This is a genomic window from Erwinia papayae (assembly GCF_058241465.1).
Map to the genome: position 1 here is coordinate 150,249 of NZ_JBZCHT010000009.1, position 18,625 is coordinate 168,873.

General features: G+C 54.8%; 17 protein-coding genes. 13 read left to right on the forward strand and 4 right to left on the reverse strand.

All coding sequences use genetic code 11. From position 1 onward, the window contains the following. Positions 1-124: 124 nt before the first annotated feature. The gene (locus tag AC3RPL_RS05560) at positions 125-1,021 is read right to left on the reverse strand and encodes a formate/nitrite transporter family protein (RefSeq protein WP_490739241.1); all 897 of its coding nucleotides are present in this window, start codon (positions 1,019-1,021) and stop codon (positions 125-127) included. A gap of 433 nt (positions 1,022-1,454) precedes the next feature. Here AC3RPL_RS05560 and AC3RPL_RS05565 point away from each other — a divergent pair, with 433 nt between their 5' ends. Continuing rightward, positions 1,455-1,913: a cytochrome c-type biogenesis protein CcmH gene (locus AC3RPL_RS05565; RefSeq protein ID WP_490739242.1), complete on the forward strand. Its 459-nt coding sequence runs from the start codon at positions 1,455-1,457 to the stop codon at positions 1,911-1,913. Between the two features lie 495 nt (positions 1,914-2,408). After that, complete coding sequence (mlaA, locus tag AC3RPL_RS05570; RefSeq protein WP_490739243.1) at positions 2,409-3,170, forward strand: phospholipid-binding lipoprotein MlaA; 762 nt, start codon at positions 2,409-2,411, stop codon at positions 3,168-3,170. A gap of 50 nt (positions 3,171-3,220) precedes the next feature. Here the strand turns inward: mlaA and fadL are convergent, their stop codons facing one another. Continuing rightward, positions 3,221-4,504: a long-chain fatty acid transporter FadL gene (gene fadL / locus AC3RPL_RS05575; RefSeq protein ID WP_490739244.1), complete on the reverse strand. Its 1,284-nt coding sequence runs from the start codon at positions 4,502-4,504 to the stop codon at positions 3,221-3,223. 375 nt (positions 4,505-4,879) lie between these two features. On the opposite strand from fadL, the gene AC3RPL_RS05580 reads away from it, so the two are divergent. The 4 genes from AC3RPL_RS05580 to sixA all read left to right on the forward strand — a co-directional run bounded on the left by AC3RPL_RS05580 (position 4,880) and on the right by sixA (position 9,470). Continuing rightward, positions 4,880-5,176, forward strand: coding sequence for a YfcZ/YiiS family protein (locus tag AC3RPL_RS05580; RefSeq protein ID WP_034938199.1), 297 nt, complete (start codon positions 4,880-4,882; stop codon positions 5,174-5,176). A 172-nt stretch (positions 5,177-5,348) separates the two neighbouring features. After that, a complete protein-coding gene (gene fadI, locus AC3RPL_RS05585; protein WP_490739245.1) occupies positions 5,349-6,659 on the forward strand; it encodes an acetyl-CoA C-acyltransferase FadI in 1,311 nt (436 codons plus the stop codon). Beyond that, a complete protein-coding gene (gene fadJ, locus AC3RPL_RS05590) occupies positions 6,659-8,818 on the forward strand; it encodes a fatty acid oxidation complex subunit alpha FadJ (RefSeq protein WP_490739246.1) in 2,160 nt (719 codons plus the stop codon). Before fadI ends, fadJ begins: the two co-directional genes overlap by 1 nt. A 169-nt stretch (positions 8,819-8,987) precedes the next feature. Continuing rightward, entirely contained in the window at positions 8,988-9,470 is a 483-nt protein-coding gene (sixA, locus tag AC3RPL_RS05595; protein WP_490739247.1) for a phosphohistidine phosphatase SixA, read from the forward strand. Between the two features lie 34 nt (positions 9,471-9,504). Here sixA and smrB read toward each other — a convergent pair whose 3' ends face one another. Continuing rightward, positions 9,505-10,056 (reverse strand): endonuclease SmrB, encoded by a 552-nt coding sequence (gene smrB / locus AC3RPL_RS05600; RefSeq protein ID WP_490739248.1) that lies wholly within the window; start codon positions 10,054-10,056, stop codon positions 9,505-9,507. A gap of 172 nt (positions 10,057-10,228) precedes the next feature. Here smrB and prmB point away from each other — a divergent pair, with 172 nt between their 5' ends. The 6 genes from prmB (at position 10,229) to AC3RPL_RS05630 (ending at position 14,975) form a co-directional block, all read left to right on the forward strand. Beyond that, positions 10,229-11,161 (forward strand): 50S ribosomal protein L3 N(5)-glutamine methyltransferase, encoded by a 933-nt coding sequence (gene prmB, locus AC3RPL_RS05605; RefSeq protein WP_490739249.1) that lies wholly within the window; start codon positions 10,229-10,231, stop codon positions 11,159-11,161. A gap of 174 nt (positions 11,162-11,335) precedes the next feature. Beyond that, positions 11,336-12,421 carry a chorismate synthase gene (gene aroC, locus AC3RPL_RS05610; RefSeq protein WP_490739250.1) on the forward strand — a complete coding sequence of 362 codons (1,086 nt, stop codon included), beginning with the start codon at positions 11,336-11,338 and terminating at the stop codon, positions 12,419-12,421. A gap of 6 nt (positions 12,422-12,427) precedes the next feature. Beyond that, entirely contained in the window at positions 12,428-13,252 is an 825-nt protein-coding gene (gene mepA / locus AC3RPL_RS05615; RefSeq protein WP_490739251.1) for a penicillin-insensitive murein endopeptidase, read from the forward strand. 10 nt (positions 13,253-13,262) lie between these two features. Next, positions 13,263-14,066, forward strand: coding sequence for a sulfite exporter TauE/SafE family protein (locus tag AC3RPL_RS05620; RefSeq protein WP_261640067.1), 804 nt, complete (start codon positions 13,263-13,265; stop codon positions 14,064-14,066). 52 nt (positions 14,067-14,118) lie between these two features. Beyond that, positions 14,119-14,664, forward strand: coding sequence for an elongation factor P hydroxylase (locus tag AC3RPL_RS05625; RefSeq protein ID WP_490740636.1), 546 nt, complete (start codon positions 14,119-14,121; stop codon positions 14,662-14,664). A gap of 29 nt (positions 14,665-14,693) precedes the next feature. Then, positions 14,694-14,975: a YfcL family protein gene (locus AC3RPL_RS05630; RefSeq protein WP_034938189.1), complete on the forward strand. Its 282-nt coding sequence runs from the start codon at positions 14,694-14,696 to the stop codon at positions 14,973-14,975. Here the strand turns inward: AC3RPL_RS05630 and mnmC are convergent. Continuing rightward, the gene (gene mnmC, locus AC3RPL_RS05635; RefSeq protein WP_490739253.1) at positions 14,963-16,990 is read right to left on the reverse strand and encodes a bifunctional tRNA (5-methylaminomethyl-2-thiouridine)(34)-methyltransferase MnmC2/FAD-dependent 5-carboxymethylaminomethyl-2-thiouridine(34) oxidoreductase MnmC1; all 2,028 of its coding nucleotides are present in this window, start codon (positions 16,988-16,990) and stop codon (positions 14,963-14,965) included. The two genes, AC3RPL_RS05630 and mnmC, sit on opposite strands and share 13 nt — an antisense overlap. A 157-nt stretch (positions 16,991-17,147) precedes the next feature. On the opposite strand from mnmC, the gene fabB reads away from it, so the two are divergent. Continuing rightward, the gene (fabB, locus tag AC3RPL_RS05640) at positions 17,148-18,371 is read left to right on the forward strand and encodes a beta-ketoacyl-ACP synthase I (protein WP_490739254.1); all 1,224 of its coding nucleotides are present in this window, start codon (positions 17,148-17,150) and stop codon (positions 18,369-18,371) included. Positions 18,372-18,625 lie beyond the last annotated feature (254 nt).

Genomic DNA, 18,625 nt, shown 5'->3' on the forward strand with positions numbered 1-18,625 from the left:
ACGGATAATTCATTCCTCTCCGGCAATCGTTCCGTCATAGCATTGCCGGAGAGCAAAATACCCGTCTTACCACCAGACTCTGTTATTGCCCATCCGGCTGGATCCAGACTGCGGTAGCGATGATTTATCCTTTTGAGCCGGTCTTCTGCTTTTTCTTTTTCCCTTCTGTTTTTGCTTTATTACTCATATCATTACGTATTAGTGCATGGCTTATCAGGGCAAAAATAAAGGTGCCACCGATGATGTTGCCCGCGAGAGTGGGCAGGGCAAAAGGCCAGATGAACTGATGCCAGCTAATCACGCCGTTGAAAACCAGATAGAGGATTTCAACCGATCCCACCACAATATGTGCCAGGTCTCCCAGCGCAACCAGCCAGGTCATCAAAATGATAATCCAGATTTTTGCCGCACCAGCAGATGGGAACATCCAGACCATTGTGGCAATAATCCAGCCTGACACCACTGCATTAGCAAACATCTCTCCCGGCGTATGGGCCATCACCTTCTCGCTGATATGGATGAAAGCCTGACGTGTGGTGTCATCAAAAATGGGCATATGACTAAAGGCCAGAGAGGCCAGCGCAGTACCAACCAGATTTCCACCCAGCACAATTCCCCACAGGCGAAGCAATAACAATATGTTGCTGCCGGTAGGCTTGTGCATGATTGGTAATACTGCGGTGACGGTATTTTCAGTAAACAGTTGCTGGCGGGCCATAATGACAATGATGAAGCCGAAGGTATAACCCAGATTCTCCAGCAGAAATGCGCCGGGAACGCCATCAAGATTCACCTGAAAGATGCCTTTTGCCATCAGTGAAGCACCCATCGACAGGCCTGCGGCAACGGCAGAAAACAGCAGCGCCAGACCGTCCCTTTCCAGCTCTTTCTCTCCTTCCTGACGAATCAACTCATGCACCGCTGCCGCGCGTGAGGGCAGGGACTCCTCATTTACATCAATTTCTTTGCCCTGTTCACTTTCTTCGCTATCAATTTCCACTTCTTCTTTACTGCTGTTCATCTGTAACTCCCTTAAAGCGTTTATTTTTTATCTTAAGCGTAGCGGGTTTCGTCTGCTCAGCTATCTGACTGAAGTGTGCTTTCAGGTTTTATCTGCATTCAGGGCTGGTTTTGCTGAACTTTTACGGTGCTGAAGGGGGTACGCTGCTCTGGCAGGGGGGATACTCAGTGTCTTTTGCCGGGGTTTGCTGATTTCGGGCATGGAAGTATTGAATGATAATGCGAATTCTCATAAGGCCATGAGCAGGCTGATTTATTCAGCCAACTCGCAGGCGTTGAGTCTCCAGGGCGACAACGGTATGCTGAGACACTTGCTCATAGCACGGTGTTGATGGCAAAGGGAATGTTTGCTATCGCCAGCCTGCGGACCTGAATGGCCAGGTTAACAGCGAAAACAGGCGATGGTGAATTAATGACAGCAAGGAGGCAGGAATATGAAATATGGCATGACCATGCTGGTGGCGGTGCTGCTGGCATTCAGTGCGCTGGCTGATAATATCAATACCCGATCATTTTTTGTCGTCGAGCGGCAGCAGAATCATTTACTGACTCACATTCTGCGTTGCGCTGAATGTCAGAAAGACAGCGTTGCCGATTACCGGGCAACCGACGCGGCGGATCCACGACTGACAGATTATCAACTGCGACAAAATGCCAGGATAACGGAACAGACAAAAGGGCTGATGACAGCAACTCAGGGCCATTTTCTGACCTCTCAGCCGATGACGACATCTTCTGTTGTCCTTCTTTGGGCTGCGCCGACGTTATTTGTGTTTATCGGGATGTTGATTATTATTCTGCGTAGCAGAGCCCGGCGGTACACCTGTTCAGGGCCGGGCGTCGCTCAACAGATGCAGCCAGACCGCCAGCCAGGCTCACGCCGCAAGCATTAACAGGCGAATTCAGGCTGACGGATCTGACCTGATAAGAACTTCCCGGCAGAGAATCTGACAGTTATTACTCGCTGACGCCGGGTTGTATTCTGCTGTTGCGCCGCTGAAGAGCGCCTTTCTCAGGTCAGTCAGCCATCCTGGCATGATGTTAACCCTGGCAACGCAGGTAGAAAAAATGTTACCAGCTGACGGAGTAATGTATATTTCCGTCACAGATGGCAGCTCACCAATGCAGGCACGGTTAAAAAAACAGCCGTGAAGCCATTTATTGCTGACGCCTGTTAACAGCAGGGGCATGATGTCGCACCGGTTGCTGGTTGCGCTATGAGCAGTTCCGATGTGGGCTGAGAGGTGCCTGAGGTTAGCGCCCATACCTTGCCGGACACCCGGCAGGGCATCCAGACTGTGATGCGTTTGCTGGTCATCAGCCGTGGAGCGTAAAGATTAATCAACGGCAGGCGTGAGCGATTACTATTTCACTACAGGGAGAATGATATGAGCTACCGCGTGATGGGCGTTGCGCTGGCCAGCGTATTGCTGATCGGCTGTGCCAGTTCGCAAACAAAGGATCAACCGCAGAGCAGATCCGATCCGCTGGAAGGCTTCAACCGTTCCATGTTCAACTTCAATTACAACGTGCTGGACCCGTATGTCGTTCGCCCTGTGGCGGTAGCCTGGCGTGACTATGTTCCAGTCCCGGCGCGCACCGGCTTGAGTAATTTCCTCGGCAACCTCAGTGAACCGTCAACGATGGTGAACTATTTTGTCGAAGGAAAGCCCTACAAGGCGATGATCCATTTCAATCGCTTCTTTCTTAATACCATTCTGGGGCTTGGCGGTTTTATTGATGTGGCAGGCATGGCCAACCCGAAACTGGCAAAGGAAGAGCCGCGACGCTTCGGCAGTACGCTGGGCAACTACGGTGTCGGCTACGGACCTTATGTGGTGCTGCCGGGCTACGGCAATTTCACGCCACGTGAAGATATCGGCGGCATGGTGGATGACCTGTATGCGCCGCTTGGCTGGCTGACATGGTGGATGTCACTGGGGAAATGGACCCTGGAAGGCGTGGAAACGCGGGCGCAGCTGCTGGACAGCGATGCAATGCTGCGTAATACCGGCGACCCTTATGCCTTTATGCGTGCAGCCTACTTCCAGCGTCACGATTTCCTCGCCAGCGGAGGCAGACTGGTTCCGCAGGAGAACCCTAATGCGGCGGCTATTCAGGGCGATATCAACGATATTGATGCCAATTAAAGATAAAAAGGCCTGTCAAATGACAGGCCTTCGTTGTTTAAGCATTGCTGTCAGAATTTATAGTTGAAGTTTGCGCCATACAACCAGGCTTTGCCGGTGGAATGGAAGGTGTAAGGTCCTTCTTTTACCGTCACATCCTGTCCGTGCATGTAAGAGATACCGAGATCAACCGACGCATCCTGATTAAAGGCATAAGATGCCCCGGTACTCAGCCACAGACGGTCCTGATCGGGAATAGAAATGGTGCGGTTATCTGCCGGAACCGGGCTGTCATCAAAGGCAATGCCGGCGCGGAAGGTCCAGTTGTCATCATAAAAATAGGATGTTCCGAGCGCGATACGGTAAGCATCTTTATAACTTTCATCCTTCAGAAACAGGGTCTGGCCATTGTTGCCGGTTGCTTTCAACTCCTGAAACTGGCTCCAGCTGGTGTAGGTCATGCTGTAGTGAACCGCCCACTGCGGCGCGACTTTATGCCAGCCAGAGACTTCCCACATTTCCGGCAGGTTCAGGGTTAACGAACCCGGAATAGTTGTGCCGCTGGTGCCATAAGGCAGGCCAAGATTCAGTGCCTGATTTAGTGGGTTAATGGAGCTGGGGAGATTGCTCTTGTAGTCGCCGTCAAAATCGACTTTAACTTCTGAGCGGTAGGTAAAGCCGAAGCGATTATCCTTATCGACCTCATACAAAATCCCGGCGTTCCAGCCATAACCCCATTCGTCGCCTTTCAGGTGGGCAATTTGTGTATCGGCAGGGAGCCCCAGAGCCTGGCCGGATTCGCCCGCATAACGCTCGATCTTTGCCCTGGCATACACCGCATCAAACCCGACACCAAAACTGAAATGCTCATTAAGCCGGTACGCCGTACTTACATTCAGATTCATGGTTTGCAGGTCGGTTTTACCGGCATAGGGGCCTGCGGTGTAGCCATTATTGTATTCGGTCGCCAGCCCGTAATTGGAGGTGGCTGAGGCCCCCAGCCACCACCGATCGTTTAATGGCTGAACGTAATGCAGATTTGGCACCCATTGAGAGGGGGCTATATTGCTGGCACTGAGGCTCCTTCCCGTCGGGCTGGTGCCGTCAATGCTGACATCAGGGTCGATATATACCGCGCCAATGGAGAACATCGGACGATCCATCAACGCCATGGTGGCCGGGTTACGACTGGCCGACGCAGCGGTATCGCCCATCGCACCCTCACCGGAGTATGCCCGGCCCAGACCAATCGCGGAGAATTCATTAAGCTGGAAGCCTGCCGCGGAAACATTTGAAGAGATAAGCGCCACTGCAACTGTCAAAGCCGACTTTGCAAACAGGTTTTTATGGTTCATGACCACAACCTCATTTTCTGGTTTTTATTAACTCTGTTACATCAAGTAACAAACGCCGGGGGAGTGTAGGGACTGAATGACAGCGAACAAATCAGACCAGTGGCCCCAGTATAGGTCTGACCTGTTATGATGTTGCAATATTGATTTATAAATATTTCAGTAATGATCTAAGAAAAGCGATCTGCTTAACAAAAAAATAACACTATCCGCTAGTGACTTTTGCTTCTTATGTCCCTGATCAATTTTTACTGTGATATTCGTCACTTAAAATCGCTGACCGGGACAATGACCGGACAGGGAAATTGCTACGGCGTAAACTGTGAGCAATCTGTCAATTTTCTGCCTGGATATACACAGGCCAACCGGAGAATGCTAATGAGTGATGTCACTAAACCCTGCAACGCAAACGAAACCGCCGCCTGCTGCTGTGTTGATGTCGGAACTGTGATGGACAATACCGACTGTACCGCCAGCTGGAGCCAGCTGTGCACTGACCGTCAACAGGCGCAGGCCGTACTGAGCCGCCTGACTGAAAAAGCGCGTCAGGTTGAATCCGAGCCTTGCCAGATTGATGCACGGCTGACTGACGTGCCGCAGGGTATCCAACTGGATGCAGATTTCACCTTTTGTTGCCAGGCGGAAACCATGATTTTCCAACTTGGCCTGCGTTAATTCCTCCTCCAATGGTCGGGCGGGCTCAACGCCTGCTCGCTGTCCGGGATAGCGTGTTGTTCCTCGCAATTTTCTTTTCCCTGTGATGCAAAATGTAAAAATCTGGTTAACATTAGAGAGGTCAGACCTGTTTTAACAGGCACACTCCATTGCGATTTTACAGGTGATAAGCATGCGTAAAGCGTTACCTTTGCTGACCAGACAGGGCGATCGTATCGCCATCACCCACGGTTTACGCACCCCTTTTGCACGCCAGGCCACGGCGTTTCACGGCATTGCGGCGCTGGAACTTGGCCGCATGGTGGTCACCGAGCTGATGGCCCGCTGGGACATATCCCCCGGGGTGATAGAACAACTGGTGTTTGGTCAGGTGGTGCAGATGCCGGAAGCCCCTAATATTGCGCGTGAAATTGTGCTGAGCAGTGGTCTGAGCGTCAATACCGATGCTTACACTGTTTCCCGTGCCTGCGCTACCAGCTTTCAGGCGGTAGCGAATGTGGCGGAGAGCCTGCTGGCCGGCACCATTCAGGCCGGTATGGCGGGCGGCGCAGACTCTTCTTCGGTTCTGCCGATTGGCGTCAGCAAAAAGCTGGGGCGAGTGCTGGTCGATCTCAGTAAAGCCCGGACCCTGCGACAAAAACTCCTGCTGATCGCGCAATTACGTCCTGGTGATTTACTGCCTGTTCCCCCCGCTGTGGCGGAGTACTCCACCGGGCTGCGGATGGGTGACACCGCTGAGCAGATGGCGAAAACACACGGCATATCACGTCAGCAGCAGGATGAGCTGGCGCATCGCTCGCATCAGCGTGCAGCCCATGCATGGCAACAGGGCTGGCTTAACGATGAAGTGATGACCGCGTTTGCTCCCCCCTGGAAAAATGCGCTGGAAAAGGACAACAACATTCGTGAGCAGTCGAAAATGGAAGATTATGCGCGGCTGCGTCCGGCCTTCGACCGGCGGCACGGTACGGTGACGGCCGCCAACAGCACGCCGCTCACCGACGGCGCTGCCGCTGTGATCCTGATGACCGAATCGAGGGCTAAAGAGCTGGGGATGATACCCCTGGGCTATCTCAGAAGTTATGCCTTCACTGCCATTGACGTCTGGCAGGATATGCTGCTGGGACCCGCCTGTGCCTCTCCGCTGGCGCTGGAGCGGGCGGGTCTCACTCTCGACGATTTAACCCTGATTGATATGCATGAAGCCTTTGCTGCCCAGACGCTGGCAAATATCAGGATGTTCGCCGATAAGCGTTTTGCACGGGACGTGCTGAATCGTCCCGATGCGCTGGGCGAGATCGACCCGGATAAATTTAACGTGCTGGGCGGTTCAATCGCCTATGGTCACCCTTTTGCGGCAACCGGGGCCAGAATGATTACCCAAACGCTGAACGAACTGCGACGTCGTGGCGGCGGCATCGGATTGGTTACTGCCTGCGCTGCTGGTGGCCTCGGCGCGGCGATGGTTGTGGAGGCTGAATAATGGAGACCAAATCTGCATTCACCCTGAGTCAGCGGCCGGACAACGTTGGGGTTATCACGCTTGATGTTGCCGGTGAAAAAATAAACACCCTGAAGGCGGAATTTGCCGGACAGATACGGGAAGCGATTGCCAGAGCCCGACAGAACCCGCAACTGGCCGGCCTGGTGATCATCTCCGGCAAGCCGGACTCATTTATTGCCGGGGCGGATATCAGCATGATTGCAGACTGTTCCTCGGCACAACAGGCGGAGGAGCTGGCCCGGCAGGGACAGGACGTGATGGCGGAGATCGCCTCGCTGCCGTTTCCGGTGGTGGCCGCTATTCACGGTGCCTGCCTGGGCGGCGGTCTGGAACTGGCACTGGCATGTCATCAACGGGTGTGCACGCTGGATGATAAAACACGGCTGGGATTGCCTGAAGTGCAGTTGGGACTGCTGCCCGGTTCCGGGGGAACGCAGCGGCTTCCCCGACTGATTGGTGCTTCTGCGGCGCTGGATATGATCCTGACCGGTAAAACGCTGCGGGCCAGCCAGGCGGTGAAACTGGGACTGGTCGATGATGCCGTACCGCCGTCAATCCTGCTGGAAACGGCAGTAAGCAGGGTATTGCACGGACCAACAGCTGCGCGTGCTTTACCACTGCGGGAACGCCTGCTTAACACGGCGGCTGGCCGTGCCCTGGTGTTCAGACTGGCGGCGAGAAAAGCCCATGAGAAAACCCGTGGCAATTATCCTGCCACACAGCAGATTTTGCAGGTGATGAAAACTGGCCTGCAAAAGGGCAGTGAAGAGGGGTATGTGCTTGAGGCGAGGGCCTTTGGCCAGCTGGCGATGACTCCCGAATCTGCTGCACTGCGCACGATTTTTTTTGCCACCACGGAAATGAAGAAACAGGCGGGAAGCCAGGCGCAGGCGCGTGAGATTAAATCTGTCGGGGTGCTTGGCGGGGGACTGATGGGGGGAGGGATCGCTTATGTGACCGCCGTTCGCGGCGGATTGCCGGTCCGTATCAAGGATATTGGCGCGCAGGGGATAAATCACGCGCTGAAATACAGCTGGGAGCTGTTAAGCAAAGAGGTACAGCGTCGTCGCATCACCTCAGCGCAGCGCCAGCAAAAAATGGCGTTGCTCACTGGTGGGGTAGATTTTCAGGGCTTTCAACAGCGAGATGTGGTGATCGAAGCGGTGTATGAAGAGCTCTCGCTCAAGCAGAAAATGGTGGCGGAGGTCGAAGCCTGCACCCGGCCCGATACTGTATTTGCCTCTAATACCTCATCGTTGCCAATCAGTGATATCGCCGCTAACGCGCAGCGTCCTGAAAATATTATTGGTCTGCACTTCTTCAGCCCGCCAGACAAAATGCCACTGGTGGAGGTGATTCCACATTCACTCACCAGCGAAGAAACCATCGCCACCACCCTCGCGCTGGCCAAAAAGCAGGGCAAAATGCCGATAGTCGTGGCGGATAAAGCGGGATTTTACGTTAACCGTATTCTGGCACCCTATATAAATGAAGCCATGCGCTGTCTGCTGGAAGGTGAGCCGGTTGATGCTATCGACCAGGCGCTGGTGGATTTTGGTTTTCCGGTAGGGCCTGTTCAGTTACTGGATGAGGTAGGCATCGATGTGGGCACGCATATTATGCCGGTGCTGGCCAGCGCCTGGGGAGAACGATTCACCGCGCCGGACGCCTTCAGTGCCCTGCTGGATGACAACCGTAAGGGCAGGAAAAACGGGCGTGGTTTTTACTTATACGGCAAAAAAAAGTGGGGCAGCAAAAAGTCCGTCGATGGCACTGTCTATCACCTGTTAAACATCAAACCGCAGCATCATCTGAGCAGCGAGAATATTGCCCGCCGTTGCGTAATGATGATGCTCAACGAAGCAGCCCGGGCCCTGGATGACGGTGTGATTCGTTGTGCACGTGATGGTGATATTGCGGCGATATACGGCATGGGATTTCCCCCTTTTCTTGGCGGACCCTTCCGTTATATGGACCGGCTTGGCATCCGCAAGGTGGTAAATACATTAGAACGCCTGATGCAGGCGCGGGGCGAGCGCTTTGCCCCCTGTGAGCGGTTGCGCCAGATGGCGGAGACACAAGAAACCTTTTACAAACCACGAGTTAAGGATGAGACTCAAGAGGATTCAGCGGGTTAGGTTTGCTGCGGTTATTATGCTGAGCAGGAGTGTTCCGGAATGCGGTTAATTAGTAAACAATCGGTTGACTTAACTTCCGGCATTAGGGTACAACACAGCGTTCATTCCCGGAATGAAGAGTCGGAAAGTGGTTTTTTCCGGCGTTTTTGTTTAACAAAAGCGGTGCATTATGCAAGTTTTCATTATGCGTCACGGCGATGCGGCTTTAGAAGCTGCCAGTGACTCGGTAAGACCTCTGACTCATTGCGGCAGTGATGAATCACGGCAGATGGCTAACTGGCTGAATGGTCAGAAAGTGGATATTGAGCGTGTGCTGGTAAGCCCATACCTGCGTGCGGAGCAAACTCTGGTTGCTGTGCGCGAAGCACTACCGCTGCCGGAGGGGCAGGATATCCTGCCGGAGCTGACGCCTGGCGGCGATCCCGCACTGGTGGTCTGTTATCTGCAAGCGCTGGCAAAGGAAGGGGTGAAATCAGCGTTGGTGATTTCTCATCTGCCACTGGTGGGCTATTTGGTGTCTGAACTTTGTCCGCAGGAAGCGCCGCCAATGTTTGCCACCTCGGCGATTGCCTGCGTTGATTATGACGACGGGAACGCCACCGGTAGTCTGGCGTGGCAGGTCAGCCCGTCCAAACTGGCGAAAGCCATGTAGTTCCTCAGCGGGCCGACGATACCGGCCTTACCTCTCAGGGCAGCGCTGGCGGTTGCCACTCTTCCACCTCAATCAATACCAGCAGCGCGGCATCGCCGCCGAACAGTTTTGGTGCCTGATGGAAAGCCATGACCAGTGGGTGTTGCGCCAGCCACAGCGGAGTCTGCTGTTTCAGCACATGTTTGCCGTGGCCGTGCATCACGCTGGCACAAAAGATATGCTCGCGGCGACAGGCGGCAATCAGCGCACCCAGTTCATCTTTGGCCTGTTTCTGCGTCAGACCATGCAGATCAAGAAATATTTCCGGAGTGTAATCACCGCGCCGCAGTTTTTTCAGTTCATAGTGGCTGACGTCAGCACGGACGTAGCGGACCGGACCTTCTTCTGCCAGCAGCGGCTGAAACTCATCGGAAAAGTAGTGGCTGGCATCGATTTTCTCGGCAAGAAGACGCTTTTGCGGTACTTCCGACAGTTTCCTGTGCAGCGGCTTATGGACAATGGTGTCCTGTGACAGCTTGCGGGTGCCGGACATCAATCCGCGAAACAGGGCTTTGTCATCAGCACTGAGCGGCTGTTTTTTACTCATTGATTCTCCCGTGGCGCGAAAAATGCCAGGATTTTTTAACATTTATCGACAGTCTACCCTGACTTTTCCCGGCAGATAAACAAATGTCAGCTTTTTCACCCTGCTGCGCTGAATTATCGCCAGCTTCATGGCAAACTAGCTGCCGGATTAAGTTTGGCCTGTGGAGGGCACTTTGGACAAAATTTTCGTCGAAGAGGCAGTCAGTGAACTGCACACCATCCAGGATATGCTGCGCTGGTCGGTCAGCCGTTTTGCTGCCGCTGAACTCTGGTACGGTCATGGCACCGATAATCCCTGGGACGAAGCTGTCCAACTGGTCCTTCCCACCCTCTGGTTGCCGTTGGATATTCCGGAAGATATGCGCACTGCCCGGCTGACATCCAGTGAACGGCACCGCATTGCTGAGCGGGTTATACGCCGTATCAACGAGCGCATTCCGGTCGCTTATCTGACGAACAAAGCCTGGTTCTGTGGTCATGAATTTTATGTCGATGAGCGGGTGTTGGTTCCCCGTTCGCCGATTGCCGAATTAATTAATGAACGTTTTGCCGCTATCCTGCCGACAGAACCCGGACATATTCTGGATATGTGCACCGGTAGCGGCTGTATTGCTGTCGCCTGCGCGTATGCTTTTCCCGATGCGGAAGTGGATGCGGTGGATATTTCGACCGATGCGCTGGCGGTAACTGAGCACAATATTGAACTGCACGGAATGGAGCACCATGTGACGCCAATCCGCTCGGATCTGTTCCGTGAACTGCCTGCCACGCCTTACGATCTGATCGTCACCAATCCGCCGTATGTTGATGAAGATGATATGAGCGATCTTCCCGGCGAATATCGACATGAACCTGCGCTGGGTCTGGCTGCGGGTAGCGATGGTCTGAAGCTGGCCCGACGCATCCTGGCCTGCGCGCCGGATTATCTGAGTGAAGAAGGGGTGCTGATTTGTGAGGTGGGCAACAACATGGTGCATATGATTGCGCAGTATCCGGATGTCCCTTTCCGTTGGCTTGAGTTCAGCAATGGCGGTGACGGGGTCTTTATGCTCACCCGTCAGCAGATTGTTGATGCGCAGCATCACTTCAGCATTTACAAAGATTAATAACCATAGCGATCGCCAGGCGGGCGCCGTCAGTTAATGTCGGCGTATACCCGAGGGTGAGAGGCGAAGCGTGCTCACCGTCCTGCGGACAGTCAGACTGCCAGGGTAACGGGCGACGCTTTGTAAGTTTGAATAGCAATTAAAACGCCCATTGAAGAAGATACAGGAGTCAGGATGGCGGGTAATACAATTGGTCAGGTGTTTCGCGTGACCACCTTTGGTGAGTCTCACGGACTGGCGCTGGGATGCATTGTTGATGGCGTGCCGCCAGGCATCCCGCTGACAGAAGCCGATTTACAGCACGATCTTGATCGTCGTCGTCCGGGAACCTCGCGCTATACCACTCAGCGTCGCGAACCGGATCGGGTAAAAATTCTGTCAGGCGTGTTTGAAGGCGTAACCACCGGCACCAGTATTGGCCTGCTGATTGAAAACACCGACCAGCGCTCGCAGGACTACGGAGAAATTAAGGACCTGTTTCGTCCGGGCCACGCGGATTACACCTACGAACAGAAATATGGCGTGCGTGACTATCGTGGCGGCGGGCGCTCTTCTGCTCGCGAAACGGCAATGCGCGTGGCGGCAGGGGCGATTGCCAAAAAATATCTGGCGATGAAATACGGCATCCGGGTGCGTGGCTGGCTGGCGCAAATTGGTGATTTGGCCTGTGAGCTGAAGGACTGGGAGCAGGTTGAACAAAATCCCTTCTTCTGCCCGGACCCGGATAAAATTTCGGCGCTGGACGAACTGATGCGTGCGCTAAAAAAAGAGGGTGACTCCATCGGCGCAAAAGTGTCGGTGATGGCGGAACAGGTGCCGCCAGGCCTGGGCGAGCCGGTCTTTGATCGCCTTGATGCCGATCTGGCCCACGCGCTGATGAGTATCAATGCGGTAAAAGGGGTGGAAATTGGCGACGGTTTTGCCGTAGTCAGCCAGCGTGGCAGCGAACACCGGGATGAAATCCGTGCAGATGGCTTTTTGAGTAACCACGCAGGTGGCATTCTTGGCGGTATCAGCTCCGGCCAGAACATTCTGGCGACCATCGCGATGAAACCCACTTCCAGTATTACCGTGCCGGGTAAAACCATTAACCGTCACGGTGATGAAGTGGAGATGATAACCAAAGGTCGCCACGATCCCTGCGTGGGAATTCGTGCGGTGCCTATCGCAGAAGCGATGATGGCGATTGTACTGATGGATCACTTACTGCGTCAGCGAGCGCAAAACGCTGACGTAAAAACGGATATTCCTCGCTGGTAAGCGCTGATGAAAAAGACTCTGCTGGCGCTGAGTGCGCTGATGATAAGTGCGGTATCGCTGGCGGCAACGCCCTGGCAGTCGATTCGCCAGCCGATTGAGGGTAAGCCGCAGGCGATTGGCGCGTTTTCCAACGGCTGCATTGTTGGGGCGCAGCCATTACCGCTCGATGCGCCCGATTATCAGTTGATGCGTCAGGATCAGCGGCGTTTCTTCGGCCATCCCGATCTGATTATGTTTATTCAGCGGCTCAGTGCGCAGGTACACCAACTGCAACTGGGTGAAGTCCTCATTGGCGATATGGGAATGGCGGCTGGCGGCCGTTTCAGCAGCGGCCATGCCAGCCATCAGTCGGGGCTGGACGTCGATATCTGGCTGCAACTACCGAAGAACCGCTGGACCCCGGCCATGTTGTTGCAACCGCAGCCACTGGATCTGGTCAGCGCTGACGGAAAAAACGTGGTGAGTGCGCACTGGCAGCCGCAAATCGACAGCCTGATAAAACTGGCGGCGAAGGATGATGATGTCACACGCATCTTCGTTAATCCGGCGATTAAAAAGCAGCTTTGCGCCGATGCCGGTGTCGACCGCGACTGGTTGCGCAAAGTGCGGCCGTGGTTTGGTCACCGGGCACATATGCATGTGCGCCTGCGCTGCCCGCCAGACAGTCTGGAGTGTCAGGACCAGCCGCTTCCACCGCCGGGTGATGGCTGCGGTGCCGAGTTAGAAAGCTGGTTTGCACCTGCGAAACCGGGTAGCGGTGAGCCGGTGAAGCGTCAGCCGCCGCCGTTGCCTCCCTCCTGTCAGGCACTACTGGATAAGCATCTGCTTTAGGAACGTTCGAATGGACTGGTTTGTAGTCAGCCCGCTGGTGGCTGGTGTGCTGTTTCTGGTGGCGGTACTGGCCGCCTTTATTGATTCGATAGCCGGGGGCGGGGGCTTACTGACCGTCCCTGCGCTGTTGTCCGCCGGGCTCTCTCCCGCTCAGGCGCTGGCGACGAATAAATTACAGTCGGTGGGAGGATCGTTCTCCGCCAGCCTCTATTTTGTTCGCCGTAAAGCCGTTAACCTGCGCGAGCAGCGGCTGAACATCGCCATGACCTTTTTGGGCGCGGTGACGGGGGCTGTTCTGATCCAGCATATCCAACCCGGACTGTTGCGCCAGGTACTGCCGCTGTTGCTGATCGGCATTGGCCTCTATTTTCTCCTGATGCCGAAAGTGAGCGAAGAGGACCGACAGCGTCGTCTGCACGGGCTGCCTTTTGCGCTGGTCGCCGGAGGATGCGTCGGATTTTATGACGGCTTCTTTGGTCCCGGTGCGGGATCGTTTTACGCCCTGGCCTTTGTCACCTTATGTGGTTTTAATCTCGCTAAATCTACCGCACATGCCAAGGTGCTGAACTTTACCTCGAACTTTGGCGGGCTGCTGTTCTTTATGTTCGGTGGCAAAGTGGTATGGGGCACCGGGCTGATCATGCTGATTGGCGCGATTTGTGGTGCGCGGCTTGGGGCTCGTATGGTGCTCAGTCGCGGTCAGACGCTGATCCGCCCGATGGTAGTGACCGTCTCAGCGGTAATGAGTGCAAAGCTGCTGTATGACAGTCATGGCCCAGCCATTGTTGCCTTCTGGCATCACCTGTTTGCTTAACGCGATAACCCCGATGCGCCACGGAACTGGCGCTAAATCTGAGCGAATGACCATGCCTTCCACACATCACTACCCACAGTTGATTGAGATTTTCGATCGCTGTTTTTTTGACGATTTTCAGACGCGCCTGATAAAAGGCGATGACGAACCCATCTATCTTCCTGCCGATGATGCGGTGGATTACCACCGTTTGGTTTTTGCGCACGGTTACTATGCCAGTGCGCTGCATGAGATCTCCCACTGGTGTATCGCCGGTGCCGAGCGTCGTAAGCAGATTGATTTTGGCTACTGGTACTGTCCGGACGGGCGAGATGCCCTCACGCAGAGTGAGTTTGAAAAGGTGGAAATCAGGCCTCAGGCGCTGGAATGGATGTTTTGTGTGGCTGCGGGGTTTCCCTTCAACGTGAGTTGTGACAATCTCAGCGGTGATTGTGAGCCGGATCGCATTGCATTTCAGCGCAAGGTACACGCCCAGGTTATGTTACAGCTGGAAAACGGCGTGCCAGAAAGGCCCGCCCGCTTTATCGCTGAACTGGGTAACTATTATTCAACTCCTCCACTGAGTGCGGCACAGTTTCCGTGGCCGGAAGATTTGTGACCTCAGGGATGCATCCGATAAGGAACGGTATGATTGACGAATTTGAAGCGCGCATCCTCGCTCTGATCGACGATATGGTGGAAAGTGCCAGTGACGATGAGCTGTTTGCCAGCGGTTATCTACGTGGGCACCTGACGCTGGCGGTGGCAGAGATCGAACAGGCCGGCGAACATACGCCGGAAGCGCTACAGATCCAGGTGCAGAACAGTCTGCAAAATGCCATCCAGGCGGGCGAACTGTCACCGCGCGATCAGGCGCTGGTGATTGGGATGTGGGACAACCTGTTCCTTCAGGCGCGTCAGCCAGTCTGAGTCGCCGTGGGCGCGGACAAAACCGCTCTGCCTTTCAGTAATTTTCTCACCCAGTAACGGTTGGGATGCAGTGCAGCCAGCGTGTGGCGATCCAGCGGGATCGGTTCGCCACAAAGCTGCGCCGCCAGCACTTCTGCCGCCAGTGGCGCGCTGCATAATCCTCTTGAACCCAGCGCCCCCAGCACAAACAGCCCCGGGTAAACGGGGGCCGTCACCGCATCCTCCCGGTTTTCTGACAGCGTGGCATACTGTTCCAGCGTTTGCTGGTAGTCGGGCAGGGGACCAGCCATCGGCAGATGATCGCGCGTGGCGCAGCGTACGCCGCAACGCGCACTGCCATCGCTGACGTCAACTTCTCGCGGCCAGTCCGCCTCTGGCAGGCAGTCTGCCAGCCGTTGCCGGTTTGCCTGCTGATCGTCTTCACGATAAGTGGTCGAGCTGTCGCCGCGATGATAGCTGGCGCCAATGCAGTGATGCTGGTTAGCCGGATTAACCGGTGTCAGGTAGCCGTCATAACAGAGCACCTGCCGCAATTTACCCAGTTCCGCCGTGGTGGGGATGTGGCTGACCTGACCACTTACCGCGTAGGTCGGCAGTTTTTCACTCTGGATAAATGAGGTCAGCGCATGGCCGGTTGCCAGCACCACATTCTGATGTGTTTGCGTCGGGCTGGCGGCAAAATGCAGCTGCCAGCCGCCTGGTGTGGCGGTGAGACTGCTCAGCCGATGATGCCAGTTCAGCCGTAACCCCAACTCTTCTGCCCGCTTGTGCAGTGCCGGTGTGAGCTGACCGGGAGACAGCCAGCCGCCTGTCGGGTAGGTGATGCCGCCGCAACCGGTTGTCACACCACACAGCACCTCGGCTTGCTGCTGGCTGACCAGACGGGCGACGTCCTCCGGCAGGGCCATCGCCGCCATTCCGGCGATTTTATTGCGGCTTTTTTCATCCCAGCCAAGCTGAGTGACGCCACACCACTGGTGATCGAAGCTGACGTTGAGCTGGTCATACATGCGTCGGGCAAAGGTAAACGCAGCGGGGAAAAAACGGGCCAGCGCCGGGTCGTGATGATTAAGTAAGGGATAAAGTGCCCCCTGACGATTACCTGAAGCCCCTTCAGCCGCCGCGCCATCGGCACAATAAAGCGTCACTTTTTTACCACGCCGTAGCAGTGCCAGCGCCAGCAGTATCCCGGAAATACCGCCGCCGATAATGGCGATATTATCTTCTGAGGCTGCCGCTCTGGCATACCAGGGGGCCAGAACGGGGTGCCTGATGGCTTTGCTCAGTACGCCGGTCAGCATTTCACGCTTGATGCCAAAACCTTTGCGTTTTGCCAGGGTGAATCCCGCTTCCTGCAATCCGCGGCGCACAAAGCCTGCCGACGTAAAGGTCGCGAGCGTCCCACCTTCGCGGGAAAGTTTTGCCATGCAGTTGAATAATTCTGCTGTCCACATATCCGGGTTGTTCGCCGGTGAAAAGCCGTCAAGAAACCAGGCATCCACCTGCTGATGCAGGCTGTCATCAAAAGTGTGAATCAACTGATTAATATCGCCAAACCACAGGTCCAAGGTTATCTGCCCCCCCTGCAACAGCAGACGATGACAGCCGGGCAGAGCAGCCGGCCATTGTTCGCGCAATGCTGCTGAAAATTTAGCCAGCTGCGGCCAGCTGGCGTGGGCGAGGGTGAGATCATCGAGCGTTAACGGATATTTCTCACAGCTGATGACATGTAAACGTTGTAACCTGGCACCCGGCTGCGACTGGCGGAACTGTTCGAAGTTTTGCCACAAGGTAAGAAAGTTGAGTCCGGTGCCGAAGCCGGTCTCGGCCACAATAAACAGATCGCGTGGATGTTGTACAAACCGATTGGGTAAATCATTGCCGTCAATAAAGACATAATGTGTCTCCTGCGGGCCGTTATCACTGGAGAAGTAAATATCGTCAAAGGTTCGGGATACAGGTGTACCCTGTTCATTCCAGTGCAGTTCGGCATGTTTTATCGGGCTATTTTCCACAGCAGATGCTCATTTATCAGGCGGTGGCGCGATTGTAACGGTGTGAGGCGGCCCACGCAAATTTACAAAAGTTAACCGCTGATCGGGCTTGTTCGGCTTACAACTGTAAGCTAAAGTGCCTGTCGAATCCTAATGTAAGTAGTGAATGAGGTATTGAATGAAACGAGCAGTGATTACTGGCCTGGGGATCGTTTCCAGCATTGGTAATAACCAGCAGGAAGTTCTCGCATCTCTGCGTGAAGGACATTCCGGCATTACCTTCTCTCAGGAGCTGAAAGATTCCGGCATGCGTAGTCACGTCTGGGGTAACGTCAAACTGTCTAAAGACGAAATCTCCGGCCTCATTGACCGCAAAATTCTGCGTTTTATGAGTGATGCATCCGTTTATGCCTATATTTCTATGCTCGAAGCGGTAAAAGATTCCGGCCTGACCGCTGAGCAGTATCAGAATAATCCCCGTGTTGGCCTGGTGGCCGGTTCAGGCGGTGGTTCGCCGTTCTTTCAGGCGGCCAGCGTCGATGGTATGCGGGCAAAAGGTCTGCGCGGCGTGGGACCCTATATGGTGACGAAAGCGATGGCCTCCGGCGTTTCCGCCTGCCTCGCCACACCGTTCAAAATTCACGGTGTTAACTACTCCATCAGCTCGGCCTGTGCCACTTCCGCCCACTGCATCGGTAATGCGGTAGAGCAGATCCAGTTGGGCAAACAGGATGTGGTTTTTGCCGGTGGCGGTGAAGAGCTGTGCTGGGAAATGTCCTGTGAGTTTGATGCGATGGGAGCACTCTCGACTAAATTCAACGACACCCCGCATAAAGCTTCGCGCACCTATGATGCCGGCCGCGATGGTTTTGTTATTGCTGGCGGCGGCGGCATGGTGGTGGTGGAAGAGCTGGAACATGCGCTGGCGCGTGGCGCACATATCTATGCCGAAGTGGTGGGCTACGGCGCAACCTCCGACGGAGCCGATATGGTCGCCCCATCCGGTGAAGGCGCTATGCGCTGTATGCGGATGGCGATGCAGGATGTGGACACGCCAATCGATTACCTTAATACCCACGGCACTTCGACGCCGGTCGGCGATGTGAAAGAGCTGGGGGCTATCCGTGAAGTGTTTGGTGATAACTCTCCGGCGATGTCGGCTACCAAAGCGATGACCGGCCACTCACTGGGTGCCGCTGGCGTACAGGAAGCGATCTATTCACTGTTAATGCTGGAGCACGGTTTTATCGCACCAAGCATTAATATCGACGAGCTCGACCCGGCAGCACAGGGGCTGAATATCGTCACTAAACCCGTTAACCAGCCGCTGAAAACCGTTATGTCTAACAGCTTCGGTTTTGGTGGGACTAACGCCACGCTGGTGATGCGTAAGCTCAACTGATCCTATCCGGGGGGCAGTTCCTGCCCCCTTTTCTGACGCTTTTTTCCCCCGTGTATTTCTTATCAGCAGCCAGACTCTTCCACTCCTTTTTTAAATTCTTTCAGTGATTACGCCGAGTTGGCCCGGCATCCCTGTCTTATCACTGGCAGCAAAATGTTAATGTTGCGTGGCAGGCAGAAGCCTGTTGCATCTGGTGAGTGACCACGTCTGATTAAACAGTCGCGCCCTGACATCCTGTAAAAATCCGGCCAGAG

Coding starts and splice junctions, on each gene's coding strand:
- fadL (WP_490739244.1), bottom strand. CDS start 4,504: ATGAACCATAAAAACCTGTTTGCAAAGTCGGCTTTGACAGTTGCAGTG.
- AC3RPL_RS05565 (WP_490739242.1), top strand. CDS start 1,455: ATGAAATATGGCATGACCATGCTGGTGGCGGTGCTGCTGGCATTCAGT.
- mepA (WP_490739251.1), top strand. CDS start 12,428: ATGAAAAAGACTCTGCTGGCGCTGAGTGCGCTGATGATAAGTGCGGTA.
- AC3RPL_RS05630 (WP_034938189.1), top strand. CDS start 14,694: ATGATTGACGAATTTGAAGCGCGCATCCTCGCTCTGATCGACGATATG.
- AC3RPL_RS05580 (WP_034938199.1), top strand. CDS start 4,880: ATGAGTGATGTCACTAAACCCTGCAACGCAAACGAAACCGCCGCCTGC.
- AC3RPL_RS05625 (WP_490740636.1), top strand. CDS start 14,119: ATGCCTTCCACACATCACTACCCACAGTTGATTGAGATTTTCGATCGC.
- fadI (WP_490739245.1), top strand. CDS start 5,349: ATGCGTAAAGCGTTACCTTTGCTGACCAGACAGGGCGATCGTATCGCC.
- smrB (WP_490739248.1), bottom strand. CDS start 10,056: ATGAGTAAAAAACAGCCGCTCAGTGCTGATGACAAAGCCCTGTTTCGC.
- AC3RPL_RS05620 (WP_261640067.1), top strand. CDS start 13,263: ATGGACTGGTTTGTAGTCAGCCCGCTGGTGGCTGGTGTGCTGTTTCTG.
- aroC (WP_490739250.1), top strand. CDS start 11,336: ATGGCGGGTAATACAATTGGTCAGGTGTTTCGCGTGACCACCTTTGGT.
- fadJ (WP_490739246.1), top strand. CDS start 6,659: ATGGAGACCAAATCTGCATTCACCCTGAGTCAGCGGCCGGACAACGTT.
- mlaA (WP_490739243.1), top strand. CDS start 2,409: ATGAGCTACCGCGTGATGGGCGTTGCGCTGGCCAGCGTATTGCTGATC.
- AC3RPL_RS05560 (WP_490739241.1), bottom strand. CDS start 1,021: ATGAACAGCAGTAAAGAAGAAGTGGAAATTGATAGCGAAGAAAGTGAA.
- sixA (WP_490739247.1), top strand. CDS start 8,988: ATGCAAGTTTTCATTATGCGTCACGGCGATGCGGCTTTAGAAGCTGCC.
- fabB (WP_490739254.1), top strand. CDS start 17,148: ATGAAACGAGCAGTGATTACTGGCCTGGGGATCGTTTCCAGCATTGGT.